27 protein-coding genes are annotated in these 24,895 nt (G+C 63.5%); 5 read left to right on the forward strand and 22 right to left on the reverse strand.

Annotation, left to right across the window (positions count from 1 at the left end; translation table 11 throughout):
- Positions 1-16: 16 nt before the first annotated feature.
- The 4 genes from L8U58_RS07615 to L8U58_RS07630 all read right to left on the reverse strand — a co-directional run bounded on the left by L8U58_RS07615 (position 17) and on the right by L8U58_RS07630 (position 2,061).
- Positions 17-388, reverse strand: coding sequence for a PH domain-containing protein (locus L8U58_RS07615; RefSeq protein ID WP_034971274.1), 372 nt, complete (start codon positions 386-388; stop codon positions 17-19).
- A 104-nt stretch (positions 389-492) separates the two neighbouring features.
- Positions 493-756 (reverse strand): mycothiol system anti-sigma-R factor, encoded by a 264-nt coding sequence (gene rsrA, locus L8U58_RS07620; RefSeq protein ID WP_034971273.1) that lies wholly within the window; start codon positions 754-756, stop codon positions 493-495.
- 6 nt (positions 757-762) lie between these two features.
- On the reverse strand, positions 763-1,395 hold the full coding sequence (locus L8U58_RS07625; RefSeq protein WP_269955051.1) for a sigma-70 family RNA polymerase sigma factor: 633 nt from the start codon (positions 1,393-1,395) through the stop codon (positions 763-765).
- 33 nt (positions 1,396-1,428) lie between these two features.
- Positions 1,429-2,061: an SOS response-associated peptidase gene (locus L8U58_RS07630; RefSeq protein ID WP_034971271.1), complete on the reverse strand. Its 633-nt coding sequence runs from the start codon at positions 2,059-2,061 to the stop codon at positions 1,429-1,431.
- A 72-nt stretch (positions 2,062-2,133) separates the two neighbouring features.
- Here L8U58_RS07630 and aroA point away from each other — a divergent pair, with 72 nt between their 5' ends.
- The gene (gene aroA / locus L8U58_RS07635) at positions 2,134-3,423 is read left to right on the forward strand and encodes a 3-phosphoshikimate 1-carboxyvinyltransferase (protein ID WP_269955052.1); all 1,290 of its coding nucleotides are present in this window, start codon (positions 2,134-2,136) and stop codon (positions 3,421-3,423) included.
- Positions 3,424-4,431 carry a ribosome small subunit-dependent GTPase A gene (rsgA, locus tag L8U58_RS07640; protein ID WP_034977693.1) on the forward strand — a complete coding sequence of 336 codons (1,008 nt, stop codon included), beginning with the start codon at positions 3,424-3,426 and terminating at the stop codon, positions 4,429-4,431. It abuts the gene before it with no gap.
- A 9-nt stretch (positions 4,432-4,440) separates the two neighbouring features.
- On the opposite strand, the gene L8U58_RS07645 is transcribed toward rsgA, so the two are convergent.
- A complete protein-coding gene (locus L8U58_RS07645) occupies positions 4,441-4,947 on the reverse strand; it encodes a DUF6912 family protein (RefSeq protein ID WP_034991954.1) in 507 nt (168 codons plus the stop codon).
- Between the two features lie 3 nt (positions 4,948-4,950).
- Positions 4,951-5,361 (reverse strand): HAD family hydrolase, encoded by a 411-nt coding sequence (locus tag L8U58_RS07650; protein ID WP_035001188.1) that lies wholly within the window; start codon positions 5,359-5,361, stop codon positions 4,951-4,953.
- Between the two features lie 126 nt (positions 5,362-5,487).
- On the opposite strand from L8U58_RS07650, the gene L8U58_RS07655 reads away from it, so the two are divergent.
- Positions 5,488-5,970, forward strand: a complete 483-nt coding sequence (locus tag L8U58_RS07655; RefSeq protein ID WP_034971267.1) for an Rv3235 family protein — start codon at positions 5,488-5,490, stop codon at positions 5,968-5,970.
- A gap of 3 nt (positions 5,971-5,973) precedes the next feature.
- Here L8U58_RS07655 and secA read toward each other — a convergent pair whose 3' ends face one another.
- The 9 genes from secA to L8U58_RS07700 form a co-directional block, all read right to left on the reverse strand.
- Positions 5,974-8,577: a preprotein translocase subunit SecA gene (secA, locus tag L8U58_RS07660; RefSeq protein WP_269955053.1), complete on the reverse strand. Its 2,604-nt coding sequence runs from the start codon at positions 8,575-8,577 to the stop codon at positions 5,974-5,976.
- A 125-nt stretch (positions 8,578-8,702) separates the two neighbouring features.
- A complete protein-coding gene (gene hpf / locus L8U58_RS07665; RefSeq protein WP_034971265.1) occupies positions 8,703-9,389 on the reverse strand; it encodes a ribosome hibernation-promoting factor, HPF/YfiA family in 687 nt (228 codons plus the stop codon).
- Positions 9,390-9,510: 121 nt separating this feature from the next.
- Entirely contained in the window at positions 9,511-10,116 is a 606-nt protein-coding gene (locus L8U58_RS07670) for a ComF family protein (RefSeq protein WP_230580177.1), read from the reverse strand.
- A gap of 107 nt (positions 10,117-10,223) precedes the next feature.
- The gene (lpqB, locus tag L8U58_RS07675; RefSeq protein ID WP_034971263.1) at positions 10,224-11,948 is read right to left on the reverse strand and encodes an MtrAB system accessory lipoprotein LpqB; all 1,725 of its coding nucleotides are present in this window, start codon (positions 11,946-11,948) and stop codon (positions 10,224-10,226) included.
- Positions 11,941-13,554, reverse strand: a complete 1,614-nt coding sequence (mtrB, locus tag L8U58_RS07680; RefSeq protein ID WP_230580639.1) for an MtrAB system histidine kinase MtrB — start codon at positions 13,552-13,554, stop codon at positions 11,941-11,943. Before mtrB ends, lpqB begins: the two co-directional genes overlap by 8 nt.
- Before the next feature lie 129 nt (positions 13,555-13,683).
- On the reverse strand, positions 13,684-14,364 hold the full coding sequence (gene mtrA, locus L8U58_RS07685; RefSeq protein ID WP_034972343.1) for an MtrAB system response regulator MtrA: 681 nt from the start codon (positions 14,362-14,364) through the stop codon (positions 13,684-13,686).
- 4 nt (positions 14,365-14,368) lie between these two features.
- On the reverse strand, positions 14,369-15,019 hold the full coding sequence (locus L8U58_RS07690) for a dTMP kinase (RefSeq protein ID WP_034971260.1): 651 nt from the start codon (positions 15,017-15,019) through the stop codon (positions 14,369-14,371).
- Positions 15,020-15,022: 3 nt separating this feature from the next.
- Positions 15,023-16,462, reverse strand: coding sequence for an adenosylhomocysteinase (ahcY, locus tag L8U58_RS07695; RefSeq protein ID WP_034971259.1), 1,440 nt, complete (start codon positions 16,460-16,462; stop codon positions 15,023-15,025).
- Positions 16,463-16,553: 91 nt separating this feature from the next.
- Positions 16,554-16,934: a DUF4259 domain-containing protein gene (locus L8U58_RS07700; RefSeq protein WP_034971258.1), complete on the reverse strand. Its 381-nt coding sequence runs from the start codon at positions 16,932-16,934 to the stop codon at positions 16,554-16,556.
- Positions 16,935-17,153: 219 nt separating this feature from the next.
- On the opposite strand from L8U58_RS07700, the gene L8U58_RS07705 reads away from it, so the two are divergent.
- Positions 17,154-17,930, forward strand: coding sequence for a hypothetical protein (locus tag L8U58_RS07705; RefSeq protein ID WP_269955054.1), 777 nt, complete (start codon positions 17,154-17,156; stop codon positions 17,928-17,930).
- On the opposite strand, the gene manA is transcribed toward L8U58_RS07705, so the two are convergent.
- The 3 genes from manA to L8U58_RS07720 are packed head-to-tail and all read right to left on the reverse strand — an operon-like array spanning position 17,908 to position 20,823.
- A complete protein-coding gene (gene manA, locus L8U58_RS07710) occupies positions 17,908-19,005 on the reverse strand; it encodes a mannose-6-phosphate isomerase, class I (RefSeq protein ID WP_269955055.1) in 1,098 nt (365 codons plus the stop codon). The two genes, L8U58_RS07705 and manA, sit on opposite strands and share 23 nt — an antisense overlap.
- 9 nt (positions 19,006-19,014) lie before the next feature.
- A complete protein-coding gene (locus L8U58_RS07715) occupies positions 19,015-20,391 on the reverse strand; it encodes a phosphomannomutase/phosphoglucomutase (RefSeq protein WP_269955056.1) in 1,377 nt (458 codons plus the stop codon).
- Between the two features lie 15 nt (positions 20,392-20,406).
- The gene (locus L8U58_RS07720; protein ID WP_034977730.1) at positions 20,407-20,823 is read right to left on the reverse strand and encodes a DUF3499 domain-containing protein; all 417 of its coding nucleotides are present in this window, start codon (positions 20,821-20,823) and stop codon (positions 20,407-20,409) included.
- A 76-nt stretch (positions 20,824-20,899) separates the two neighbouring features.
- On the opposite strand from L8U58_RS07720, the gene L8U58_RS07725 reads away from it, so the two are divergent.
- Positions 20,900-21,355 carry a metallopeptidase family protein gene (locus L8U58_RS07725; RefSeq protein WP_034979559.1) on the forward strand — a complete coding sequence of 152 codons (456 nt, stop codon included), beginning with the start codon at positions 20,900-20,902 and terminating at the stop codon, positions 21,353-21,355.
- Here L8U58_RS07725 and L8U58_RS07730 read toward each other — a convergent pair whose 3' ends face one another.
- From L8U58_RS07730 to L8U58_RS07745, 4 genes are all read right to left on the reverse strand, one after another.
- The gene (locus tag L8U58_RS07730; protein ID WP_034971252.1) at positions 21,356-21,721 is read right to left on the reverse strand and encodes a WhiB family transcriptional regulator; all 366 of its coding nucleotides are present in this window, start codon (positions 21,719-21,721) and stop codon (positions 21,356-21,358) included.
- A gap of 306 nt (positions 21,722-22,027) precedes the next feature.
- The gene (manB, locus tag L8U58_RS07735; RefSeq protein ID WP_034977737.1) at positions 22,028-23,110 is read right to left on the reverse strand and encodes a mannose-1-phosphate guanylyltransferase; all 1,083 of its coding nucleotides are present in this window, start codon (positions 23,108-23,110) and stop codon (positions 22,028-22,030) included.
- 57 nt (positions 23,111-23,167) lie between these two features.
- Positions 23,168-24,052 carry a glycosyltransferase family 2 protein gene (locus L8U58_RS07740; RefSeq protein WP_034971250.1) on the reverse strand — a complete coding sequence of 295 codons (885 nt, stop codon included), beginning with the start codon at positions 24,050-24,052 and terminating at the stop codon, positions 23,168-23,170.
- An 11-nt stretch (positions 24,053-24,063) separates the two neighbouring features.
- A complete protein-coding gene (locus L8U58_RS07745; protein ID WP_269955057.1) occupies positions 24,064-24,888 on the reverse strand; it encodes an SDR family oxidoreductase in 825 nt (274 codons plus the stop codon).
- Positions 24,889-24,895: the final 7 nt, after the last annotated feature.

Below are 24,895 nucleotides of genomic sequence, written 5' to 3' on the forward strand. Positions count from 1 at the left end.
ACTATTGGGCTATTGCCTACAACGCCCCAAGAACGCTATGTGCGATCAACGCATCAATGCGACGAACGTCGAGACCGCGACCGATCTTCACCTTGATCTTCCCGGCTCGGGTCCATAGCTCAATCTCAGCATTGAAATCGAGGGTTCCCGCGTTCTCTGTGGACCACATATTGATCGACGAATACGGCAGAGAATAAACCTCAACCTTCTTACCTCGTAGCCCCTGTGCGTCACGCATGATCAAGCGCTTGGTAGTGAAGATTGCGCTATCCCTGAAAGTCTTAAATGCCACAACCGCCTGCTCGCCGGGTACGAGCAGCGCCATGACGTCCTCCGGAATCGGAACTTCTTCGACGAAAGTCCATTCCGCAATCTGTGCAGCTTCCATAGCTCTCTCCATTCTCTCCTCAGACCATGACTTCGCTATGTCTATCTAGTAACAAATCTAGTTTGCATGGTGCCGCAATGATCGGGAAAGAACAATACTGTGACCTACTCCTCTACGCGATAACTAATCACCCGCAGCTGCGTACAAATCCTTGCGCGCAGTTCCACCGGCGCTGGCTGGCTACAGCAGCTACGCAGCAGGTCCCGCACTTGCTGCTCGATCCCCAGCTGTCGCAGGCATTCCGGGCAAGCGTCGGCGTGAGCGCGCAGACGTTCGCGACTCTCCCAGTTGGCGTCACCATCGGCAACCTCGTACAGGGCATCCAACAGTTCGTCGCAGTCTGTCCTTCGCGAATTGTCTTTGAACATGTGCTCTTATCCCTTCGCTTCCGTGAGTTTCTTCTGCGTCTTTCCTGTCTTCTGCGTCTTCACTGTCACGATCCCGTGCTCAGCCGCCACATCCTTCAGTTTGCTGCGCAGCTGCTTGCGCCCGCGGTGCAGCCTAGACATCACGGTGCCGATGGGGGTGTCCATGATCTCGGCAATCTCCTTGTAGGCCAGACCTTCGACGTCCGCGTAGTACACGACCATGCGGTAGTCCTCCCCCAGGCTCATCAGCGCATCCTGTATCCGCTTGTCGGGGATGTTCTTCAGCGCCTCCACCTCGGCGGATTCCAGCCCCACAGAGTCGTGCTTCGCCGTCTCGGCCAGCTGCCAGTCAGTCATGTCTTCGGCGCTGGATTCCGTGGGGCGCCGTTGCGCCTTGCGGTAGCTGTTGATGTACGTGTTCGTAAGGATTCGGTACATCCACGCCTTCAGGTTGGTGCCCTCCTTAAAGGAGCCAAACGCCTGGTAGGCCTTCATATACGCGTCCTGTACCAGGTCTTGCGCATCGGCCGGATTGCGCGTCATCCGCAGTGCCACCCCGTACAGCTGATCCAGCAGGGGCAGCGCGTCGGCCTCGAATCTTTGCAGCAGCTCATCAGTGCTGTCATTGCTGCGTTTCATTCGCTCACCTCTCACGATTCTTTCAATGCAATTCTATCCCCGATTCATTCCCACCAGCTCCGGGTAGTTGTTCGCCACGGAGCCGACCTTCCTGTCCGCCTTCCTGCTGTGCACTTCTGTCTTTTTATTTGGTGACGCCACCATCTCCGCCCCTTCACCCTTCAGCCACGTGCCTAGTTCGTCGCCCACCAAAATCCGCGGCATGCGGCCGTGGAGCCATTCCAGCTCTGGGAGCGCCGCCACCGTGATGATTGTTCCGTACAGTTGCCCGTCGACGGCTTTGCACAGCCCGGCGGCGTACATGGGCTGGCCGTCCGGCGCCGTGGTAAACCAGGGCTGCTTCTTTCCGTCGTCTCCGACGGTCCACTCGTACCAGCCGTCCATAGGGAAGGCACAGGGCAGGGAGCCCGCAAAGAGGGGCTTGGAGAACGCGGTTTCTCCCCGGGCGTTAAACACGTTCTTCGGCGGGTAGCCCCAGTTCGCAGGGCCGATCGCCGCCTCGCCCTTAAACTCCCGCAGGATGGGCACCTGAGTGGTCGGCGCCACGTTGTAGTTGGCGGGCCACTCCCCTTCCCCGGCACGGAGTACGCGCTTGGTCTGGAGCCTGCGGCGCGTATCGGCGGACAATTGCTCGAGCGTGCTGAACAGAACGTATCGGCCACACATACCTGCCTATTATGCCCACCCCATACTTCTTTTCCAGCAAAAAAGTGAGACAATATGGGTATGTCTGCAGGTATGTCTGAACAACTCTGGCCCGCCCCCGTCGCCACCGAGCCCGTACAGGCCACCGTGGCCATCCCCGGCTCGAAGTCGATTACGAACCGTGCGCTGATCCTCGCCGCGCTGGCGGATGCACCCTCCACGATCACCGGTGGCCTCGTCAGCCGCGATACGGAACTGATGATGGCGGCTCTGCGCGCCATGGGTACCCAGATCCTGCTGAAAAACGACCAGATGTATGTCACCCCTGCCGAGAAGCTGCATGGCGGGCAGGTCGACTGCGGGCTGGCCGGCACCGTCATGCGTTTCGTCCCACCGATCGCGGCATTGGCCAACGGCACTGTTTCCTTCGACGGAGACGTAGAGGCTCGACGCCGTCCGATGTCCACCACCCTCGATTCCCTGCGCGCCCTAGGCGCGGAGGTAAGCACCAGCACGGAGTGCAACCCGGAGGGGCTGCCTTTCTTCGTAGAGGGCAAGGGGCAGATCCAGGGTGGCGAGATCACCATCGACGCCTCCCAGTCTTCCCAGTTCGTCAGCGGCCTGCTGCTGGCCGGTGCCCGCTTCGCCGAGGGCGTCACGGTCATCCACGAGGGCAACTCCCTTCCCAGCCAGCCGCACGTCGAAATGACGGTGCAGATGCTGCGCGAGGCCGGCGTTAACGTCGAGACCTCCTTCAACCGCTGGACAGTCCACCCCGGCCCGATCCACGGTCGCCAGTGGAATGTGGAGCCAGACCTGTCGAACGCCACCCCGTTCATGGCCGCGGGCGTCCTCACGGGTGGCACTGTGCGTATCCAGAACTGGCCCGCCACCACCAACCAGCCGGGCGATCAGTTCCGCCAGATCCTGCTGGACATGGGCGCAGAGGCCGAGCTCGACGTACACCGTGGCGAACTCGTAGTCACCGGCTCCGGCCGACTCGAGGGAATCACCTGGGACATGCACGACATCGGCGAGCTCACCCCGACTGTCGTCGCCCTGGCCGCCCTCGCAGAATCCCGCAGCCACCTCTACGGCATCGCGCACCTGCGTGGACACGAGACCGACCGGCTGCAGGCCTTGGCCGACAACATCAACGCCCTGGGAGGCAATGTCGAACAGACCGCCGACGGGCTCATTATCAACCCGGCAGCTCTGGAAGGCGGCCGGTGGGAATCCTATGCCGACCACCGCATGGCCACCGCCGGCGCGATCCTGGGCCTGCGGGTAGAGGGCATCCAGGTTTCCGATGTGGATACCACCGCCAAGACACTCCCCGGCTTCCGCCGCCGCTGGGCACAGCTGTTGGGCCAGGAACGCTAGATGGCGCGGCGACACAGCAGCGCCCGCAACTGGGACGAATCCGATGTCCGGGTGCGCCCCGGCAAGGGCTCCCGCCCCCGCACCAAGGACCGCCCCAGCCATAAAAACGCCAAGCGCGGCATGGTTGTTTCCAAGGATCGCGGCCGGTGGGGCGTGGTGTTGGACGAGGACGGTACCCTGGTCACCTGCATGCGCGCCCGCGAGATGGGGCGTACCAACGTCGTCGTCGGCGACCACGTCGGCGTGGTCGGCGACACCTCCGGCAAGAAGGACACCCTGGCACGCATCGTGCGTCTCGAAGACCGCACCTCGGTGCTGCGCCGCACTGCGGACGATACCGATTCTTTTGAACGCATCGTCGTTGCCAACGCGGACTACCTGTTGATCGTCAGCGCGGTCGCCGATCCCCCGCCCCGCACCGGCTTCGTGGAACGCGCACTCATCGCGGCTTTCGTCGGCGGGCTGACCCCGCTGGTGTGCCTTACCAAGTCCGACCTGGCCGACCCCAGCGCCTTCGCCGCCGAGTTCCGCGACCTAGACGTCGAGGTGCTCACCACTGGCATCGATGACCCCCTCGACGCGCTCTCCGGCTACATCACCGGCAACGTCAGCGCCCTGGTAGGGCATTCGGGAGTGGGCAAGTCCACCCTCTTCAACCGCCTCATCCCCGATGCAGAGCGCGCCACCGGCGAAGTCAGCGGCGTGGGCAAGGGGCGGCACACCTCCACCCAGTCGGTAGCCCTCCAACTCCCCCAGGGTGGCTGGATCATCGACACCCCGGGCATCCGTAGCCTCGGATTGGCGCACGTCGACCCGGACACTGTGGTGGAGGTCTTCGAGGATCTGCGCGAGGTCATTGAGGACTGCCCGCGCGGCTGCACCCACATGGGCCCGCCCGCGGACCCGGAGTGCGCACTGGATACCCTCACCGGCCCCTCCGCCCGGCGCGTCACCGCGATTCGCCGCCTATTGGAAGCCCTGCGCAGCAACAACGAGTGGGAAATGTAGCCCGATAAGCTACATCAGGTCCACCAGGAACGGCAGCTCCTTCGCGTCGTACCAGCTCATAAGGTTGTCTTCGCAGTCCCCCAGCGCGAATTCCGCATCTTCATCCCCCAGGTCAGCTGCGTCAACGCACTCGATCGCCTTCGCCGTGGCGGCCTCCGCGTCGGCGTCATCAACATGGATCGCCAACAACTGCTGCACCTTAACGACGCCCGGATCCAGCCGCACCACAGACTCGCCGTCCTCCGGCGCCAGCGTCACGGCTGAATCGTCGAACTCGGCGCTGATTACCACACGGCGATGCGGGAAGCGCTCCTCCCCGCCCGCGCTCAGTAACCGCAGCGAGGCGCGCGCGGCATCCAGGAAGGCCGTGTACGCCAGCTCTTCCTCGTCGCCACCGGTGTAGAACTCCCGCACCGCAGGGGTCAGGGCGAATCCCACTGCGGAACGCACCGGGTGCTCGCCCTGCTCCGCGAGGGTGCCAAGCATGTCAAAGGTCGCGGGAATGTACACCAACATGGTTTAGAACTCCCCCTCCAGCTCGAACACGCCGGTGATTTCCACCACCGCGCGGTCGAACTGCTGGTAGTAAATGCCGATCAGGCCCGCATCGACGGCCCCGCGGATGTTCACAATGTTGTCGTCCACCAGCACCAGGTCCTGCTGCGGCAGGTCCAGGCGATCGGCGGTGATGCGGAAGATTTCCTCCGAGGGCTTCTCCGCGCCGACCTCGCCGGACAGGATCACGGCATCCACGTAACCGCCCTCCAGCCATGTGCGAATCGGCGCCGCGCCCGCCCCACCTGGGTCGTTAGACAGAATCGCCGTCGCGATCCCCTCTGCCCGCGCTGCGGACAGCAGCTTCCGCCACCGCCGACGATCTTCCTCGGCTCCGTCCAACACTCCGCAATAATCAACTACTAGTCCACGCATGCCCTACATTCTGCCATCTTTTCGCCCGCCGCCTCCCCACTGGGCGCCGGGTTCGCTATAGTTGGTCGCGTACGGCGCCTTCGGGGGAAAGCGCCACGATCACATCTTCTAGGGGGATCTTCTTTCGTGACCACTTCAACGCCCACCCGCCCGCTAACGGACTTCGTGTTTCTGCGCCCGCCCACCCCGGCCGTGGCGGTAAAGGAACCGTCGGAGGTCGTCGCCGATTCTTTTCTAGACGCCCACACTCCCCCACCCCAACGCATCGCGCAGATGGTCAAGTTGTGGCTGGAGGCACTGGAAGGGCGCCGACCGATCGAAAATCTGCGCCGTGCGCCGTTCAGCGAACGGGTGTTGGAACAACTGCGAGTTCGCCGAAGTGCGCGTCCGGTGCAGGTGGGGGCGTCAATAATAAGCCTGCACATACAGCCCAGCGCCAGCGACTGCGTACGCTTCTGCGCGTCGGTACAGATGGGCGACAGGGTGCGCGCCTTGGCAGGCACGATGTCGCAGCACACGCAAAAGCGCCGCGCGGGGCTGCATCAGATTCGCAGCTCCGCGCGGCGCGGGATCAAGATCTGGGCGATCGATAGCCTCAGTCTGATCTAGAGGCTAGCCACCCATGGTGGTCTGCGTAGCACGGTCGACGGCCACGCCCTCGTTACCGGCAGCCGGGTCATCGACGTGCACCTGGCCGGCGTTCTTCAGCTGGTTGCGCACCAGGAACAGCTGGCGGACGGTTTCTTCCTTGATGCCGTCCTTCATGCGGTTAAACATGTCGCCGCCCTCGCGCTGGTATTCCACCAGAGGATCGCGCTGCGCCATTGCGCGCAGGCCGATGCCCTCCTTGAGGTAATCCATCTCGTAGAGGTGCTCGCGCCACTTCTGGTCCACGACGTTCAGCAGGGATGCGCGCTCCATGCCACGCATCTGCTCCTCGCCGGCGAGCTCGGTGACCTTTTCTTCCAGCTCGTCGTACTCGTGGTTAGCGTCCTCCAGCACGGCATCCAGCAGTTGGGAGGAGCTCAGCTCGCCGGGGCGGCCGTAGTCGTCGCCCTCAACCAGAGACTCGTGGGTGAACGTCGGGCCGTACAGGGATTCCAGGGCGTTCCACAGGGTGTCCAGGTCCCAGTCCTCGACGTAGCCCTCGGCGGTGGCGCCGTCGACGTAGGCCTCGATGGTGTCCTTCAGCATGCTGCGGATCTGCGATTCCACGTCCTCGCCCTCGAGGATCTGACGGCGCTCGCTGTAGATCACCTTGCGCTGTTCATTCATGACCTCGTCGTACTTCAGAACGTTCTTGCGCATTTCGAAGTTGGCGGACTCCACCTGGGACTGTGCGCCCTTGATGGCGTTGGTGACCATCTTCGAGTCGATGGCTTCATCATCCGGGATGTTCAGGCGGGTCATCATCGCCTCCATCGTCTGGCCGACGAAGCGCACCATTAGGTCGTCGCGCATGGACAGGTAGAAACGGGTCTCGCCCGGGTCGCCCTGACGTGCAGAACGGCCGCGCAGCTGGTTGTCGATACGGCGGGACTCGTGGCGCTCCGTGCCCAGCACGTACAGGCCACCGACCTCGCGAACCCTCTCTGCCTCTTCCTTGGATTCCTTGCGGACCTTCTCAATCTCGTCGTCCCAGGCCTCTTCGTAGGCCTCCGGAGTCTCCACCGGATCCAGGCCACGCTCGCGCAGGTTGATGTCGGCGAGGATGTCCGGGTTACCACCCAGCACAATGTCGGTACCACGGCCGGCCATGTTGGTGGCGACGGTGACCGCGCCCAGGCGGCCGGCCTGTGCGACGATCTCGGCTTCCTTCTCGTGGTACTTCGCGTTCAGCACGTTGTGCTTGATGCCGCGGCGCTGCAGCAGCTTCGACAGGTACTCGGAGCGCTCCACGGAGGTCGTACCCACCAGCACCGGCTGGCCGGTCTCCACGCGCTCGGCGATGTCCTCGGCAACGGCCTCGAACTTCGCCTCCTGCGTCTTGTAGATCAGGTCGACGTGATCCTTACGCTTGTTTTCCTTGTTCGTCGGGATCGCAGCGACGTCCAGCTTGTAGGTCGACTTCAGCTCGGCGGCCTCGGTCTCTGCCGTACCAGTCATTCCAGACAGCTTGTCGTACAGGCGGAAGTAGTTCTGCAGCGTGACGGTGGCCAGCGTCTGGTTCTCGTTCTTGATCTCGACGTGTTCCTTCGCCTCGATCGCCTGGTGAATGCCTTCGTTGTAGCGGCGACCGTCCAGGATGCGGCCGGTGAATTCGTCGACGATGACGACCTCGCCGTTGCGGACGATGTAGTCCTTATCGCGGGTGAACAGCTCCTTGGCCTTGATGGAGTTGTTGAGGTAGCTCACCAGCTGCGAGTGCTCAGGTGCGTATAGGTTCTCGATGCCCAGCTGGTCCTCGACGAACTCCACGCCCTCTTCCTTGACGCCCACGGTCTTCTTCCGCTCGTCAATTTCGTAGTGGATGTCGCGGGTCAGCTTCGGGGCGATTGCTGCGAAGGCAGTGAACCACTTGCTGGAACCCTCAACCGGGCCGGAAATGATCAGCGGGGTACGAGCCTCATCGATGAGGATCGAGTCGACCTCATCCACGATGGCGAAGTTGTGGCCACGCTGCACCAGGTCGTTGAGGGAGTGAGCCATGTTGTCGCGCAGGTAGTCGAAGCCGAACTCGTTGTTCGTGCCATAGGTGATGTCCGCGTAGTAGGCTTCGCGGCGCTCGGCGGGGCTCTTGCCGCTCAGGATCACGTCGGTGGACAGGCCGAGGAAGCGGTGCACGCGACCCATCCACTCGGCGTCACGCTTAGCCAGGTAGTCGTTGACGGTAACGACGTGCACGCCCTTGCCGGACAGTGCATTGAGGTAGGCGGGGAGCACACAGGTCAGGGTCTTACCCTCACCGGTCTTCATTTCGGAGACGTAGCCGAAGTGCAGGCCGGCACCGCCCATGATCTGCACCTTGTAGTGCTTCTGCCCCAGCACGCGCCAGGAAGCCTCACGCGCAGTGGCGAAAGCTTCGAGCAAAATGTCGTCCAGGCTTTCGCCGTCTTCCTGGACTCGTTTCTTCAGCTCGTCGGTCTTGGCACGCAGCTCGTCATCGCTGAGTTCGGTGTATTCCTCATCGAGGGCCATCACCTGATCGGCGATCTTTGCCAGGCGCTTGACCGCACGGCCTTCGCCCATACGCAGGATTTTCGAAAGTCCTAGCACGATGATGCTGTCCTTTTCTCGGGGTCTTGAACTTATTAGCTTCGGACAATTCTACCCGCACCACCGAGTGCGGAGGCAACCGCACCCGGCAAGACATGCATCTGCGCTAGGACTTCGCCGGAAGTTTAGGCTTCCTTCTGTTCCAGGGTGATCAGACCGTAATCGAATGCGTGGCGACGGTACACCACGGACGGCTGGCCATTCTCCTCGTTAATGAACAGGAAGAAGTCGTGACCGACCAGCTCCATTTCGCTCAGCGCCTGATCAACGCTGATGGGGGCAGCCTTGTGCACCTTCTTGCGCACAACCTGGCCGGGCTTGAACTGATCCTCGTAAGGATCAACGTCGTACTGGCCAGCCTGCTCGTTCTGCGGCTCCTCCTGCGGGCGGGCCTCTTCAACCAGGCTGGCTGCGGCCTCTCCCATGGACATCGGAGTGCGGTGCCCGGAGCGGGCAATCTTACGGCGGGCCTTTACCTTGCGCAGGGAGCGCTCCATGCGCCCAACAGCAACCTCCAGGGCTGCGTAGAAGGAATCTTCCTTGGCTTCCGCGCGGGCGATGTGCCCCTTGCCGGTAGCCGTAATCTGCAGGCGATCCTGCTCGTCACCACGGCGCGGGTTCGGCTCGTGCTGCAGCTCTACATGGAAAAAGGTGAGGGTGGGATCCAGGCGCTCGATTTTCGCCAGCTTGCCCTTAACACGCTCGGCGAAGTGCTCCGGCACCTCCACATTGCGGCCGGTGATTTCCACGCCTGCCTCGGGTGCGTTCACTTCCTCGTTGCCGAAGTTGGACGAATTTTTGCCCGTCGACATTGCTCAACCTCCAAAGTCAGTCACCGCCAAGACTGGGCCGGATTACCCCGCCTTTCAACGGTGATCGTTCCAGCTCCCATTCTACCTATCGAACTGTTGGGGCTAGGGCGTATCCCCCTAATTATGCTCCAGCTATCACCAGAGCCAGCTTGGCCCGTACCCCACGCGCCGATAACGCCAGCGCGAACTGCGCAGTTGTCGCCCCGGTGGTGCACACATCGTCCACAATTACGGCCTCTTCCGCCCCACGCAAGCGTGCAATCGCCGCGGTATCAAACAAGATGCTGCCCGCCACGTTCTCGCGCCGCTGGTGGCGGTCCAGCCCTACCGAGTCCACGCTTCGCTCATCCAGCCACGCCACCGGGTGAACCTCAATCCCGGAATACAACTCGGCCGCCGCATGACACATGCGCGTCACAATATCCCCGCCGCGGCGTCGAGCTGCGGACTTGCGCGTCGGGGCAGGCAGCAACACCACTCGCCCCAACCGCGGATCCGGCACCAGGCCCAATCCCGCAACATGCAAAATCCCGGCGGCCAGCACTCGCCCGGCGACGGTGATTGCTGCTGGCCGAAGACGATCCTTCGCACTCAGGATAAGCATCCGGCGCGCCCCGCCATACGTACCCGCGGCAAACACCGGCACGGTGGCCACCCGCGGCTGCCAACGCTGCCACGGCTGCAGCAGCTGCACCCCGCACTCTGCACACAGTTGCCGACCAACCACGCCCCCAGCCGGCTGCGCATTCAACTGTCCGCAGCACACGCAGTCAGCCCGCCAGACCAACCCCGCAAGCGCTTCCAGATCCCCCCTGATCCCCACAAGCAGCCAGCCTAGTCCGCAAGCACCGGTGTCGCCCGCTTTCCCTGCATGGTCGGCACTTCGCGCCAGAAGCGGGATTCCTCAGAAGCCACGTCGAACTGCATCAAGGCATTGGCATCGGTGACGTAAATCTTGTTGCCGTCCGTTGCCACCGACACCACCGGCGCGGCCAGGTTCCTACCGGTGATCTGCTGCGAATAGGAGCCATCCACTTCCACGTCCCACACCGGCGCATCGTTGGCGCGCGTGCCGACCAGCACGGAACCGTCCTCGGTCCAGTCGGCGCTGACGGCCGTGTCCCCCACCGCGCTGCCGATCTCCACCGGCGAACCCAGTCGCTTGTTGCTGCCCTCGGTGGTCTCCAGCACCGATACGTATACCCGCCCGTTGACAACCATCACCGCGCGCGTGCCATCGTGCGAAACGCGGAACACACTAATGCGTTTTTCGTCGCCTTCGATCATCTTCAGGTTTTCCGCATCGACTTCCTTCTCCCCCGCGATGCCGGTTTCCGGGTTGCGGGTGATCTGCACGATCTTCTCGCCATCAACCACCACGTAGAGCGTCGTGGCGTCCAGGCCCCAGGTCGGCCGGGTCAGGGACTTCGCCTGTACGGAGCTGACGGGCTGCTCGTCCCTCCCGCCGATGACCAGCTGGCGCTGCTCGTCCCCTCGCCCGGTCACGGCGGCGTAGACCTCGTCGCGCGGGCTCAAGGCCACAGACTCGACGTAGCGATCGGCCAGCCAGCCGTCCAGCTTCTTGGCCCGTGCGCCGTCCTGCTGATAAACATCACCGCCGGAGACCGCCCGCAGCGGAACCTGTGCCTGCACGTTCGGATCGAATTCCGACAGGTCTTGGACCAGCCACTTTTGCCGCATGTCGTCGGACATCGGCGTGCCGTCCGCCAACAGCTCATAGGGGCCGCGAACCTCGGATCCGGCAAGGGTCCACACCACTTGCGCGGCCAGCAGGCGCCGCACGTCGGGCGACAGCCCTTCAATGCCGCTGAAGTTGACGGAGGGGTCTCCCTCGTTGTCGGCGGAAACCTGGGCGGTGGCGTCCTCAGGAAGAAGGTTCCGCACCGCCTTCTTTAAGCGCTCCTGCGGTCCGGCGACCAACAGCGAGACCAAGGAGGCAGCGGTGGACTGCTGGCCGGTGTAGATCCATCGACGATCCGGCACGAGCGCACGACCGTTGAGATCCGGGAAGTAGACGTTGCGGGCGCGGTAGGTGCTCAGGAAGTCCTGGCGATCCAGCACCACAACGTTCGGCAGGTTGCTGATGCGCCATTGGCCGTCAATGCTTTGCAGCTCGTAGTTGGTTTCAAACGCCGAGTATTGCGGGTCGAACACGCCGCCCACGCCCAGGTTGCCGACGATGTTGCCGCGGACGCGGTAGGTGATCTTGGTGTCGCTACCCTCGCCTTCCGAGGCGATGTCGATGCGGTCGAGGACCATCGTCGGCGCGTTGGACTGCCACCTGTTCTGCATCCCTGGGGTCAGGAACTTCTTCGCCGCCTGGTGGTCGCGTAGCGGGTGGGCACTGGCGGTGAAGAAGTCGCGCAGCAGCAAGTCGGCGGCTTGCCCGTCACCCGGCGTCGGGGCTTCCTGCCCGCTGGGGGCCGGCGCGTAGCTAGAGATCGCCTCGGGCCTGGAGTTATCCGGCAGCGTCGAACACGCCGCGATCAGCCCCAGCCCCGTCACTGCGGCCAGCACCTTCATGGTCTTGTTACTCATCGTTGCCTCCTTCCTGCTCTTCGGTAGTGACGCCCTCAGCCTCAACCTCCAAAGGCAGCGGCGAGGCCTTCGCGGTCCGCCCCTGCTTCAGAGGCAGGGTCAGGCGGAAGCAGGCGCCCACGCCGGGCTCTCCGGCCGCCTCGAGGCGGCCGCCGTGAAGGTTTGCATCCTCCTTCGCGATGGCCAAGCCCAGGCCCGTGCCACCGGTGCGGCGTTCGCGGGAGGGGTCGGAGCGCCAGAAACGGTTGAACACCATCTCTTCCTCACCGGGCTTGAGCCCCACGCCGTGGTCGGTGACGGCAACGGCCAGGGAGCCCTTGCCCACTGCCATCTCGACGTCGATGGGTTTGCCCTCGGAGTGATCGACGGCGTTGGCGAGGAGGTTGCGCAAGATTCTTTCCACGCGGCGGGAGTCGACGGAGACAACCACCGGTTCCTCCGGCAGATCCACGTTGAACTCGGTGCCGACGTCTTCGGCGATGGCGCGCACCTGCTGCAGCGCGGAGCGCACCACACCACGCACGTCGACCTTTTCGGCCGAGAGGTTCGCCACGCCCGCATCGTGGCGGGAGATCTCCAGCAGGTCGCCGAGGAGAGTCTCGAAGCGGTCGAGCTCCTTCGTCATGAGGTGCGCGGCGCGGGCAGTGACGGGGTCGAGCTCATCTGCGTTGTCCTCGATCATGTCCGCAGCCATGCGCACGGTTGTCAGCGGGGTGCGCAGCTCGTGGGAGACGTCCGAGGTGAATTGCCTTTGCAGAGAGCCGAACTCTTCCAGGTTGCGGATCTGTGTGGACAGTTTCTCGGCCATGTCGTTGAAGCTAATGGCCAGCTTCGCAACTTCGTCCTGTCCGTCGACCACCATGCGCTCCCGTAGGTGGCCGGCGGCGAAACGCTCCGCGATACGCGAGGCGGAGCGCACCGGGCCGATGAGCTGCTGGGAGAACACCCACGCGATAACCAGCAGCAGGACGATCAGGACGATCCCGCCGGCCACCAGAAGGCCTCGCATGAGGCTCAGCGTGGCTTCCTCGGCAGACAGCGGCATCAACAGATAAAGCTCCAGCCCAGGGATATCGGAGTTCACCGGGCTGCCGATGATTAGCGCCTTGTAGCTGCCGTTGTCGCCGTCCACGCGGGCGTATTGGTAGGCCACCTGCCCTTGGCGCACGAAGTCGCGCAGGCCATCGGGGATGGTGATGTCGGTCGGGATCTGCGTGTCCGCATCGCTGGCATCAGAGGCGATGAGGACGGAGTTATACACCGGTGCACTTGTCTCGTCCACGCCCGCAGAGCGATTCGAAAGTACAGCCCGGGCTGAGCTTAGGCGCACCGAAATCGGGTTGGAGGAGTCCGTCGCACCGATCTGCTCTTCCACCGCAGCACGCGCCCGATCCATGCCTTCGATGGCCTCGGAGTACTTGGTGTTCAGCAGCTGCTGGCCAAGGAAGCTGGTCAGGATGAAGCCGATAAGCAGAATCGCCACCGAGCTAGAGGCCAGCACACTGCCAATCACGCGTGTCTGAATCGACTCGCGCCACCGTAGCCAGAGTGTGTTCTTCGCCCGGCGCCAGGTCTCTTTCGGTCGCCAGAAGAAGTCGCGCAGCACTGACCAGAATGTAGCCCCCTCCTCGAGGGTTTCCTTCCGCCGTCTCAGCTGGGCTGCAACCTCTGCCGCCCTGGACTTGCGGTCCTTCTTACGCGTGCCGTCCTGCCGTTGTTCCTGATCCACGGGCGCCTATTCGCCGGTTTTGTAACCGATTCCGCGGACGGTTTGGATGATCTTCGGGTCGTCCGGATCAACCTCCACCTTCGAACGCAGTCGCTGGATGTGTACGTTCACTAGGCGGGTATCGCTGGACTTGCGGTAGCCCCAGACCTGCTCCAGCAGCTCTTCGCGGGAGAACACCTGGCGCGGACGGGAGGCGAGGGTGACCAGCAGGTCGAACTCGATGGGGGTCAGCGAGATCTCCTGGCCATCGCGGATCACCTGGTGGCCAGGCACGTCGATGTGTAGATCCGCGATGTCGATGGACTCCACCGTCTGCGCTTCCTCCGGGGTGCGGCGCAGGCGAGCACGCACGCGCGCCACTAGCTCCTTCGGTTTGAAGGGCTTGTGCACATAGTCATCCGCGCCGGATTCCAGCCCCAGCACCACGTCCACCGTGTCGGTACGCGCCGTCAGCATGACGATCGGCACTGTGGAGTGCTCGCGCACCGCCTTGCACACGTCGATGCCATTCATGCCGGGGAGCATCACGTCCAGCAGAATCAGGTCGGGGTTGCACTCTTGTGCTGCTTTTACTGCCTCTACTCCATCGCCCACGACGACGGTGCGGAACCCTTCGCCCTGCAGGACGATCGTGAGCATTTCCGCGATTGCCGGGTCGTCATCGACCACCAGAATTGTCGTTTCCACGGTGTTATCCTCTCATTTCTTCCAGCAGGTCCGCGACCTTTGCCGCGCGTCCTTCACAGTCGTCTCCGGTGCTGTCGACCACCACCCAGGGACTGAGCCATTCCCGCTGCGCGAGATCCCGGTAAGCACGGACGGTGCGCTCCTGCAGGTTCCCGTCCCGCTCGTAGGCGTCCCGCGCGCGCGACTGATCCTGTGCCTCCCGCGACTGGGCGCGCTGCCCGGCCACGTCGGCCTCCACGTCCACCAGGATCTGCAGGTCGGGCGCTGGAATCCCTAGCTTGTCCTGTTCCAGGCGGGTGACCCACTCGCCGACTTCTGCCACGTCTCCGCCCACCCGCGCCGCGGAGTAGGCCACGTTCGATGCGGTGTAGCGGTCGATCAGGATCACGTAGCCGTCGGCATCAAAGTCCGCCAGCTCTGCCCCGATCTCAGCGCGATCCAGCGCAAACAGGGCGGCCATGCCGTGCACGGAATCAATCAGGTCGCCCAGGTTTTCGTGCAGTGCCTCGCGCGCCAGCATGGCGGAGTGCGATTCCTCATAGCGCGGGAAAGCCACCCGAGCCACGGGCACTTCACGCGCCACCAGTTCCTTTTCCACGGCAGTAACCAGGGTGTTCTTCCCGGCGCCGTCTACTCCTTCGAAGCTAATGATCATGTTCTAGTAGCGGTAGTGCTCCGGCTTGAACGGGCCGGCAACGTCCACGCCGATGTACTCGGCCTGTTCCTTCGTCAGCGTCGTCAGTTTGCCACCCAGCGCCTCAACGTGGATGCGCGCAACCATCTCGTCCAGAATCTTCGGCAGGCGGTACACCTCGTTGCCATACTGGTCGGACTTCGTGAACAGCTCGATCTGTGCAATCGTCTGATCTGCGAAGGAGTTGGACATCACAAACGACGGGTGGCCGGTGGCGTTGCCCAGGTTCAGCAGGCGCCCTTCACTCAGCACCACGATAGATACCGGGTCGCCGTGTGCGCCTGGGAAGGTGAACTCGTCGACCTGCGGTTTGATGGTCACGCGGCTGACGTCTTCGCGGTGCAGCAGGCTGGCCATGTCGATCTCGTTGTCAAAGTGGCCGATGTTGCCCAGTACCGCGTGGTTCTTCATCATCTGCATGTGCTCAAACGTGATGATTCCGAGGTTCCCCGTCGCGGTGATGACGATGTCGGCGTCACTAATAAAGTCCTCTACCTGCACAACCTCGAATCCGTCCATCAGCGCCTGCAGGGCGTTGATCGGGTCGACCTCAGTGACCTTCACGATCGCGCCCTGTCCCGCCAGCGCTTCGGCGCAGCCCTTGCCGACGTCGCCGTAGCCGCACAGCAGCACCGACTTGCCGCCGATCAGCATGTCGGTGGCGCGGTTGATGCCGTCGATCAGCGAGTGGCGGGTGCCGTAGCGGTTGTCGAACTTGGACTTCGTCACCGCATCGTTGACGTTCATCGCCGGGAACGGCAGCACACCCTGTTCCGCGAAGTGGTACAGGCGGTGCACGCCCGTCGTCGTTTCTTCGGTTACGCCCTTGATGTTTTCTGACGCCCGGCTCCAGAAGCTACCGTCCTCCGCCAAAGTCGTACGCAGCATCTCTAGGAAGGCCTTGTATTCGTCTGCATCCTGCGGCTCGGCATCCGGAACGAGGCCGGCGTTTTCGAATTCCATGCCCTTAATGACGGCCATGGTGGCATCGCCACCGTCGTCGAGGATCATGTTCGCCTCAACGCCCTCACCCCAGGTGAAGATCTGCTTCAGGCACCACCAGTACTCGTCCAGGGTCTCCCCTTTCCACGCGAACACCGGCACGCCGGCGGGCTGCTCCGGGGTACCGTCGCCGACCACGATGGCCGCCGCGGCCTCGTCCTGAGTGGAGAAGATGTTGCAGGAAGCCCAGCGCACTTCCGCGCCCAGGGCCACCAGGGTCTCGATCAGAACGGCCGTCTGCACGGTCATGTGAATGGAACCAGCGATGCGGGCGCCCTTCAGTGGCTGATCCTCGGCGTACTCGCGGCGCAGCTGCATCAGCCCCGGCATCTCGTATTCCGCCAAGCGGATCTGGTGGCGGCCGGCCTCTGCCAGAGAGAGATCCTTGACTTTAAACTCCATGGGTGGGGTGACTCCTCACATGATTAGCAAACGCTGTATTTAACAAACCAAACACAGTGTATTAGACGTGTTGGACAAGCAGTCCCGGACTCTAACTTAAGGCCTCAACAAAGGTTTCCAGGTCTTCTGCCTCTACTGCTTCCGTGGCGCTCAGCCGCTCATACTCGCCATCCAAGAGCTGCAAGGAAACCTCCTGCAGGTTGGTTGGGCACTGGCCGATGTGGGCGCGGATGAAGGGGTGATCGTCGGCCACGTTCGCCACACTAAACGGCGCGCCCGACCAGATGGCCGCCACGGTTGCGGCGCAGAGGCCGACGGAGTGATCCACGGATCCGGGCTGGCCGTCACGTAGCGCCAGATTCACTGCGTCCACCAGCGCTTGGGCAACCTCGTTGCCCTCAAGCTCTGCCACTTCGTCAAGGAAGTCCACGTTGTCTTCCTGCGTGAAGATTAATTCGTCCCAGTTGCTCATCCTGCCGACCTTTCTGTCACTTAATTACCGACTGTAGCGCGTTTGCGCGCGTGGCAGCCATGGTCAAATGGCACGATCCCTGCTAGGCTCTTCCCTATCCTTAACCAAATTGTGACCTTTTCTTGTTCGCGAGTGTAGGTTTCCGGGGAACATTGTTTCCCTCGCCCGCATTGCACAGCAGGAGTCGACAACACCGACAGAGTAAAGGAGGTGAGCCGAGTGGCCACAGAAGAAAGCACCACCGTAATCTACGAGTCCCCCGAGGAGCACCCGCGGTTTCCTCGCGTCATTAGCGGCATCGCCGTGGTCGGCTTGGCTCTTGCTGGCGTGATTGGCGTGTGGACCTGGCAGGCAGGCTCCGATGCCACCGCACCCAAGCCACAGTCCGCCGAGGAGTCCACGATCGCCATCAGCACGGGAGCGGCGTCCCAAGAACACGATGTGGTTCCCGACAATCCCTCCTCGGCAGAGCCCACGGCTCAGCCCAAGGCTCCGGCCTATTCCACGTCCCACCAGGCAAGCCCCGGCAGTGGGTACTACACCAACGTAGCTCCGCTGGGACAGGATCCCTACCTTCCGCCGAACGCGTGGAACGGTCGCCAGACCTCCAACCCACAGCCGTCAGAGACGATCATTGCGGAAGGGCTGAATTCGCAGAACACCCCCCAGACCTCTGCACAGCCCCAATCCCAGGCCCAGCCGCAGCCCCAGGCACAGCCTCAGCCCCACACCAAGCCTGGCCAGGATTCGAATCAGGGAATCCCACACATTCCGCCGATTCCGCCAATCCCGGAGTTCCCCCGCCCGTCAGAGCCGGCCGGGTCTGACGATCAGGATCACTCCACCCCCACCGAGAAACCCACCCCGGGCAAGACGGATGCAGAGGTGGCGCCGAGCGAACCTAGCGATCCAGACGAACCGCAACCGAAGACGGGCAAGCCCACCGACACCACAAAGGGACCGGCGACGGACGCTACGCCCCCGGCCGAGCGATAAAGGCCTTTCCGCGCACGGTAGCCTCTTCGCCCGCGGGCACCCAGGCTGCCGATCCGCTTTCTACCTGCAGCTCGCCGCATTCTGCTGTGTCCCCCACTGCAAGGACGATCGCCGGCCCCGTGACTTGCCCTGTGCCATCGATCCGGCACAGGCTGAACTCCTCTGCTGGGGTGTGGTACACCCCAGCATTATCGGCACGCAATCGGGGATCCGCCAGTTCCTCCCAACGCACCACGCTCAGCAGCTCCGCCACGTCGATGTGCTTCGGGGTCAGCCCACAGCGCAGCACGTTATCGGAGTTCGCCATGATCTCCACGCCGGTGCCACGCACGTAGGCGTGCAGCTGCCCAGCGTCCAGGTAGAGGGCCTCCCCCTCCTGCAGCACCACGCGGTTGAGCAGCAGGCCAAAGAGCACGCCGACGTCTGCCGGATACTGCTCCTCCAGGCGCACAACAAGGTCCGCCACGTCGCCCATCCAGCCCTGATCCTGGCCCGCAACATCCCGGCAGCGCCGCGTGAGGGCGTCAATAATCCGGGGAAGGTCCTGCGCGGGCAGGTGCAGGGTGCGCTCGACGGCCTCGCGTAGATCGCCATCGACCACGGCGGCGCGCAGGAAGTCCAGTTCGGGTACAGCCAGCCACTCCAGCAGCTCGGCGGTGCGCACCAGGGGTCGGAAGCCGGCCATCGCCTCAAACTCGCCCAGAGCTACCAGTAGTTCGGGCTTGTGGTTGTCGTCCTTGTAGTTGCGTTCGAAAGCGTCGAGGGCGATTCCCGCGGCCTCGTCGGCAGCGAATCCGGCTTCGGCCTGCGCCTTCGTGGGGTGCACCTGGATGCTCAGGGCGCGCTCGGCGGCCAACAGCTTCAGCAGGAACGGCAGGCGCGTGCGCCCCTGCCCCAGCTGCCCTTCCGGGTCGGCCTCGATGAGGTCCAGCAGCACTCCCGGCGCTCCCGGGTGCGCGCCGAACCACAGTTCAGCCTCGGGCTTTTCGGTTGGCGCCGGGCGCCCTTGGATCTGCGCCAGGGCCTCGTGCGAACCCCATGCGTAATTCTGTACTACACCCTCGATGAGCTGCATTTAACTCCCTTAAGCGCGGATAATTGCCAGTGCTTCGTCGACGATGGCCTGTACGCCCTCGTCGTCGCGCGCTTCGACGTTGAGGCGAAGAAGGGGCTCTGTATTGGACGCCCTCACGTTCAACCACGAGCCATCTTGCAGCTCGATGGTCACGCCGTCGAGCCGGTCGACGGATACCGTGCGATCGGCGAAGGCCTCCACCACGGCTTCGGTGCGGCCCGCCTGGTCGGCAACCTCGGAGTTGATCTCCCCGGAGGCACGGTAAGTCTCGTAGGCACGCTTCAGCTCCGACAGGGGCTTATCCTGTCCGCCTAGGGTAGCTAGGACGTGCAGGGCGGCCAGCATGCCCGAGTCGGCGTTGAAGAAGTCGCTGAAGTAGTAGTGGGCGGAGTGCTCGCCGCCGAATACTGCGGATTCCTGCGCCATCTGGGCCTTGATAAAGGAGTGGCCCACGCGGGTGCGCACCGGCTTGCCGCCCTTGGCCTCCACCAGCTCGCGCACGGACTTGGAGGTGATCAGGTTGTGGATGATCGTCGCCCCCGGCTGTTCGTCCAGGTAGCGCTCGGCGATCATAGCGCAGATGGTGGAAGGGGAAACGGCCTCACCCAACTCGTCGACGATGAAGCAGCGGTCCGCGTCGCCGTCGAAGGCGATGCCCAGATCCGCGCCCTGGTCCACGGTAAACTTCTGCAGGTCGACCAGGTTCTTGGGATCCAGCGGGTTTGCCTCGTGGTTGGGGAAGGTGCCGTCGAGCTCGAAGTAGAGGTCGAAGATCTCCAGCGCGTCCTGCTTCAGCACGGCCGGAACGGTCAGGCCACCCATGCCGTTGCCTGCGTCCACCGCAACCTTGAGAGGGTGGATGTTCAGCGGCACGAGGTTGTTCAGGTAGTCGGCGTAGCCTTCCAGTACATCTTCAGTGGTGTTGGTGCCGGGCTCTCCATCGTAGGCTGGCACGCCTTCCACCAGCTCGGAGGAAATGCGGTCCAGGCCAGAATCCTGCCCCACGGGGCGGGCGCCGGCGCGGCAGAGCTTGATGCCGTTGTACTTCGCTGGGTTGTGGGAGGCGGTGAACATCGCACCCGGGCACTGCTTCACGCCGCTGGCGTAGTAGAGCTCGTCGGTGCTGGTAAGTCCCAGAGTGATGGTGTTCAGTCCCTGCGCGTTCACGCCCTCGGCGAAAGCGGCGGCCAGGCTCGGGGAGCTGTCGCGCATGTCGTGGCCGATCACAATCGTGTCGGCCCTTTCTTCGCGCATAAGGCGGGCGAAGGATGCCGCCACGTCGCGCACGAAGTCCTCGTTGAGGAATCCGGCGCCCTCGCCGACAACTCCGCGTACGTCGTAGGCCTTAATGGCCGCTGCTACATCTTGGGGAGAATGGGTAGCCATGGGGGTTTCCTTTCGCTAATGCTGGTTACGTACCGCGCGCAGGTGCCGGCGCGGGGTGGATCGGGGCAGGTTCTTCATCGACGGGTGGTGCGGGGCGGCCTCCGGGATTTCGGAGCGCCGGTAAAGCCGGGGGGCTGGCTGCGGTGCTTCCTCGACATCGTGTTCTGCGGCCTGCTGCACCGCTTCCGCCAGGGCCATAAGGTCTTCTTCGTCAGCCTCCTCTGCCGGGGCGTCGACGAATTCGAGCCGCCAGCCCTGGGGGACGGTGGTGCGGCGGGCGTGGTTTTCGCACAGATCCCACCGGTGCGGATTTCCGCTAACGCTCAGCGGCCCCACGATGGCTAGCTGCTCTGCATAGTTGAACTCCAACGTCGCGACGGCGGGTTTGCCGCAGCCGGGGCGAGAGCATTGTCGGATGAAAGTCACGCGCATTAGTGTAGCCCTTTTCCGTCCGCTTTCGAGCGTGCCCTCGTGGCATGTCGCTGTACCGCGGTTAAGATGTGGGGCTATGAGGCAAGAGGCGCGCATGAGGCAGGATCCCCGCGGTCGAGGCATCCGCGGCATCTTGTTGCCGGAGGTGCCGCGCAATAAGTCGCGTTCGCAGCGCTTCGACGATGCGGTTATCGATGCCTTCGAGCCAATCCTGGAGCGTTTTGACGCCGAACTGTCCAGCCTCGACATTGCTGTCGACGTTGTCCCGCGCATGCGGCTGAGTGCTGGCTACCGGCAGTGGCCGGAGGATGTTGTCGCCGATGGCCAGGTTCCCCTGGGGCGGCTAGTCGTGGCGGGCGTGGACAGCAAGGGGGCGCCGACGCGCCCCCGCATCATCATCTTCCGCCGCCCCGTAGAATCCCGTGCAACGTCCGCGCAGGATCTTCGAGAACTACTACGGATGATCATTGTGCGCTTGGTGGCCTGCTACCTGAATGTGTCCCCCGACCAGATCGACCCCCGCTTAAGCTAATTAGCCGATACGCTTCTTCAGTCGGCGACGCTCGCGCTCCGAGAGTCCGCCCCAGATACCGAAGCGCTCGTCGTGTTCGAGGGCGTACTCCAGGCACTCGTCACGCACGCCACATGCCTGGCAGATTCGCTTCGCTTCGCGAGTAGAGCCACCCTTTTCCGGGAAGAAGGCCTCCGGATCCGTCTGTGCACACAGGGCCTGTTCCTGCCAGTCCTGTTCCACAGCATCGAAGAGTAGATCGAAGTCCTGCGTTAGATCGAAGAGGTTCTTCTGGCGAGCTTCGTTATCCACGTTCGCCTCCTGCTCAACCGCCGAGGAACCGTCAGCAAAGTGGCCACGAAGGGCTGTGTCTACTGACTTGTCCACGGGGATCTCCTCATCTGATTGGCGCCATTGAAAGGCTTCGTTTTTGTCGGTCTACTGAAGATTACACACTGGTAATTACACCACGTCAACCTTTGACGAAATCCCGGGAGCCCCACTAGTCACAGCAGTCACATACGCCCCATACGCCCCGCAATCCTGAGCGAATGGTACGCCGCACAACCACAATGTATACGTGCGGCCAAAATTAAAACCACAACATATGGGCGTATTCCTGAACCTTTAGTTCAGGACACACTAGATGTAGTGAAATTTCTTTAAATTTTTTCGCCGGGCGCGAAACCGGCCTTAAATATCAGAGGAGAAGCGCACTCCACCGTCCGGCAGGTTCACTCCCGGCCACACGCGCAGCCCGTCGCGCAGCTCGCAGCGCGCGCCGATGACGGCGCCTTCACCGATGACACAGTCCACCAGGTGCGCCCGCGCGCCAATTCGCACGCCCGCGGCAATAACACAGCGCTCAACGGTTGCGCCGGCTTCGATCTGCACTCCGTCGAAGATCACAGACTCCTCGACGCGTGCACCGCCGCCGACCTCCACGCCGCGGCCGATCACGGTGCCGCCCAGCAGCAGCGCTCCCCCGGCGATGGCGCTGGACTCATCAACCAGGCTCTCTCCGTTGCGTCCAGCCAACAGTGGCGAGGGAGCAATACCACGCACCAGGTCCGAGGATCCGCGGACGAAGTCGGCCGGGGTGCCCATGTCGCGCCAGTAGGCCTGATCCACGTGACCGAATACGCGGGCGCCGGCTTCCAGCAATCCCGGGAAAATCTCGCGCTCCACACTGACCGGGCGGCCGGCTGGGATCTTCTCGATCACGGATCGGTTGAACACGTAGCTGCCCGCATTGATCTGGTCCGTTGGCGGATCTTCCGTCTTCTCCAGGAAGGCGCTCACGCGACCGTCGGCATCGGTCGGCACGCAGCCGAAGGCGCGGGGGTCGGAGACGCGCAGCAGGTGAAGGGTGACGTCCGCCTCTTGCTCGACGTGCGTATTCAGCACGGCCTGCAGGTCCGTTCCACCCAGGACGTCGCCGTTGAATACCATCGCACGGTCGTAGCGCAGGTGGTCCAGGACGTTGCGGATGCCACCGCCGGTGCCCAGTGGCTCATCTTCCACGACGTATTCAATTTCCAGCCCCAGGTGGCTGCCGTCGCCGAAGTGCTCCTCAAAAACTTCCGCCTTGAACGAGGTCCCCAGCACAACGTGCGTCATGCCGGCCTCCTTGATGCGAGCCAGCAGGTGCTCCAGGAAGGGCGCGCCCGCCACCGGCAGCATTGGCTTCGGGATGGAGTTGGTCAGGGGGCGCAATCGAGTGCCCTTGCCACCGACCAGGATCACTGCGTCGGTCGTGGCTGCGAGATCTACCACTTCTTTAGCCTTTCTATACCCTTGCTATAGCTGTTAATTTTCACAGACTAGCTACTGTTAACGGCCCGCTGTAGAACCCACGCCGTGGGCCGCGGCAATTGCGATCTTCTCGCGCACCTTCAGCCCCGCCTTGAGCACCAGCCGCACCGGCAGGTAACGCAGCCCGGGCAGCCGATCAGCTTGGAAGCGGTACGCACTATCGTGATGGGCCTTCAGCACCACGTCGGGGTGCTTGCCGGCCACGTGACCTTTGGCGTGGCGAATCTCGGCGCTGGGCACGAAGACGTTCAGCCAGCCCGCGCGCCCCAGCCGGTCGCCCAGATCCACGTCCTCCATGTACATGAAGTAGCGCTCGTCGAAGCCACCCAGCGCCTCGAACGCATCCCAACGCAGCAGCAGGCAGGATCCGCTCAGCCACCCCGCGGGCCGTTCGCTGTCCATGTCGGCATCGTCCAGGTAGCGCTTGGTCCAGGGGTTCGTCGGCCAGATCTTGCCGAAAAGCGCATGCCCGATGCCGGACCCCAGCTGCGGCACCGCGCGTGCCGACGGGTAGGCGGTGCCGTCTGCCTCTACGATGCGGGGGCCCAGCGCTGCTGCTCGAGGATGACGCCGCGCCGCCTCCATAAGCTCGTCGATCGCACCGTCGCTGAACACCACGTCCGGGTTGGAAATCACCAGGTAGTCCCGGTTGATCTCTCCAGCCTCGCGAGCCGCGCGCAGGTGGCGGGCGCCGAGGTTCATGCCAGCTCCGTAGCCGATGTTGCCCCCGCTGTAGAGCAACTCCGCCTTTCCTGCCTCGGCGGCGGCTTCGGGCGCGCCGTCGGTGGAGCCGTTATCAACCATGACGACCCGGGCGTTTGCCGGCACCGAGTCCAGGAACTTGGCCAGGTACTCCCCCGGTGAATAGGTCACGGTGATAATCGCGATGGGTGCCTCTGTCATGGCCGTTGAGGTTACCCCAGGGCGGCTCGCAAACTATCTCGCCACGCGGGCAGGCCACTCGCTGGAATCTGCAGGGTGCTGTTGCGGGGCCTGTGTGCGGGGGTGGGATACTCGCTGCTCGGCACAGCCTTCACTCGCCGGGGGTCGTGGCCGATTGTGGCGAAGATCTCGCGGGCGAATCCGCACCAGGTGGTCACCGGACCGGAGCCTGTCACGTGGCTGATCGCTGCGGTGCGCTTCCCGTCGACCATGGCGGCGAGCTCCGCCGCCAGCACGGAGGCGTGGGTGGGCCTGCCGTATTGGTCGTCCACCACCGTGGGGTTCACTCCCGACCGGGCCAGGCGCACCATGGTGGTGGCGAAGTTCCGGCTCTCTGCGTCGTACACCCACCCCGTGCGCACCACGCGCCCGCCGAAGTTCAGAACCTGCCGCTCCCCTTCCAGCTTGCTGCGCCCGTACGCGTTCACGGGTGCGGGCTGGCCGTCGACTGGGTTTTCCCAACCCACGGGCAGAGTTCCCGGGAACACATAGTCGGTGGAGACGTGTAGCATCGGCACTCCGTGCGCCCACGCCCAGGAGGCCATGCGCCCAGGGGCTACCGCATTCACTTGGTGCACAGCACTCGCGTTCTCAGGCTTTTCGGCATCGTCGACCGCTGTGAATGCGGCGAGGTTGACGATGGCTTCGACGGGAGACGGTGGCGTCAATAAGAAAGAATCCACAGAACCTGCCACCGCCAGATCCGCCAGCGCTCGCCCTACCGGCACAAAGTCCGGGCGGAGGCGCAACAGTGCGCGGCCGACTTGGCCGGAGGCGCCGAAAACCAAAACACTCATAAATCCA

It is taken from the genome of Corynebacterium macclintockiae, from assembly GCF_027570165.1.
Taxonomy (GTDB): Bacteria; Actinomycetota; Actinomycetes; order Mycobacteriales; family Mycobacteriaceae; genus Corynebacterium; species Corynebacterium macclintockiae.

Excerpts from the sequence above, each read along its gene's own strand:
- L8U58_RS07615 (WP_034971274.1), bottom strand. The coding sequence starts at position 388 with ATGGAAGCTGCACAGATTGCGGAATGGACTTTCGTCGAAGAAGTTCCG.
- rsrA (WP_034971273.1), bottom strand. The coding sequence starts at position 756 with ATGTTCAAAGACAATTCGCGAAGGACAGACTGCGACGAACTGTTGGAT.
- L8U58_RS07625 (WP_269955051.1), bottom strand. The coding sequence starts at position 1,395 with ATGAAACGCAGCAATGACAGCACTGATGAGCTGCTGCAAAGATTCGAG.
- L8U58_RS07630 (WP_034971271.1), bottom strand. The coding sequence starts at position 2,061 with ATGTGTGGCCGATACGTTCTGTTCAGCACGCTCGAGCAATTGTCCGCC.
- aroA (WP_269955052.1), top strand. The coding sequence starts at position 2,134 with ATGTCTGAACAACTCTGGCCCGCCCCCGTCGCCACCGAGCCCGTACAG.
- rsgA (WP_034977693.1), top strand. The coding sequence starts at position 3,424 with ATGGCGCGGCGACACAGCAGCGCCCGCAACTGGGACGAATCCGATGTC.
- L8U58_RS07645 (WP_034991954.1), bottom strand. The coding sequence starts at position 4,947 with ATGTTGGTGTACATTCCCGCGACCTTTGACATGCTTGGCACCCTCGCG.
- L8U58_RS07650 (WP_035001188.1), bottom strand. The coding sequence starts at position 5,361 with ATGCGTGGACTAGTAGTTGATTATTGCGGAGTGTTGGACGGAGCCGAG.
- hpf (WP_034971265.1), bottom strand. The coding sequence starts at position 9,389 with ATGTCGACGGGCAAAAATTCGTCCAACTTCGGCAACGAGGAAGTGAAC.
- lpqB (WP_034971263.1), bottom strand. The coding sequence starts at position 11,948 with ATGAGTAACAAGACCATGAAGGTGCTGGCCGCAGTGACGGGGCTGGGG.
- L8U58_RS07690 (WP_034971260.1), bottom strand. The coding sequence starts at position 15,019 with ATGATCATTAGCTTCGAAGGAGTAGACGGCGCCGGGAAGAACACCCTG.
- ahcY (WP_034971259.1), bottom strand. The coding sequence starts at position 16,462 with ATGGAGTTTAAAGTCAAGGATCTCTCTCTGGCAGAGGCCGGCCGCCAC.
- L8U58_RS07700 (WP_034971258.1), bottom strand. The coding sequence starts at position 16,934 with ATGAGCAACTGGGACGAATTAATCTTCACGCAGGAAGACAACGTGGAC.
- manA (WP_269955055.1), bottom strand. The coding sequence starts at position 19,005 with ATGCAGCTCATCGAGGGTGTAGTACAGAATTACGCATGGGGTTCGCAC.
- L8U58_RS07715 (WP_269955056.1), bottom strand. The coding sequence starts at position 20,391 with ATGGCTACCCATTCTCCCCAAGATGTAGCAGCGGCCATTAAGGCCTAC.
- L8U58_RS07720 (WP_034977730.1), bottom strand. The coding sequence starts at position 20,823 with ATGCGCGTGACTTTCATCCGACAATGCTCTCGCCCCGGCTGCGGCAAA.
- L8U58_RS07725 (WP_034979559.1), top strand. The coding sequence starts at position 20,900 with ATGAGGCAAGAGGCGCGCATGAGGCAGGATCCCCGCGGTCGAGGCATC.
- L8U58_RS07740 (WP_034971250.1), bottom strand. The coding sequence starts at position 24,052 with ATGACAGAGGCACCCATCGCGATTATCACCGTGACCTATTCACCGGGG.
- L8U58_RS07745 (WP_269955057.1), bottom strand. The coding sequence starts at position 24,888 with ATGAGTGTTTTGGTTTTCGGCGCCTCCGGCCAAGTCGGCCGCGCACTG.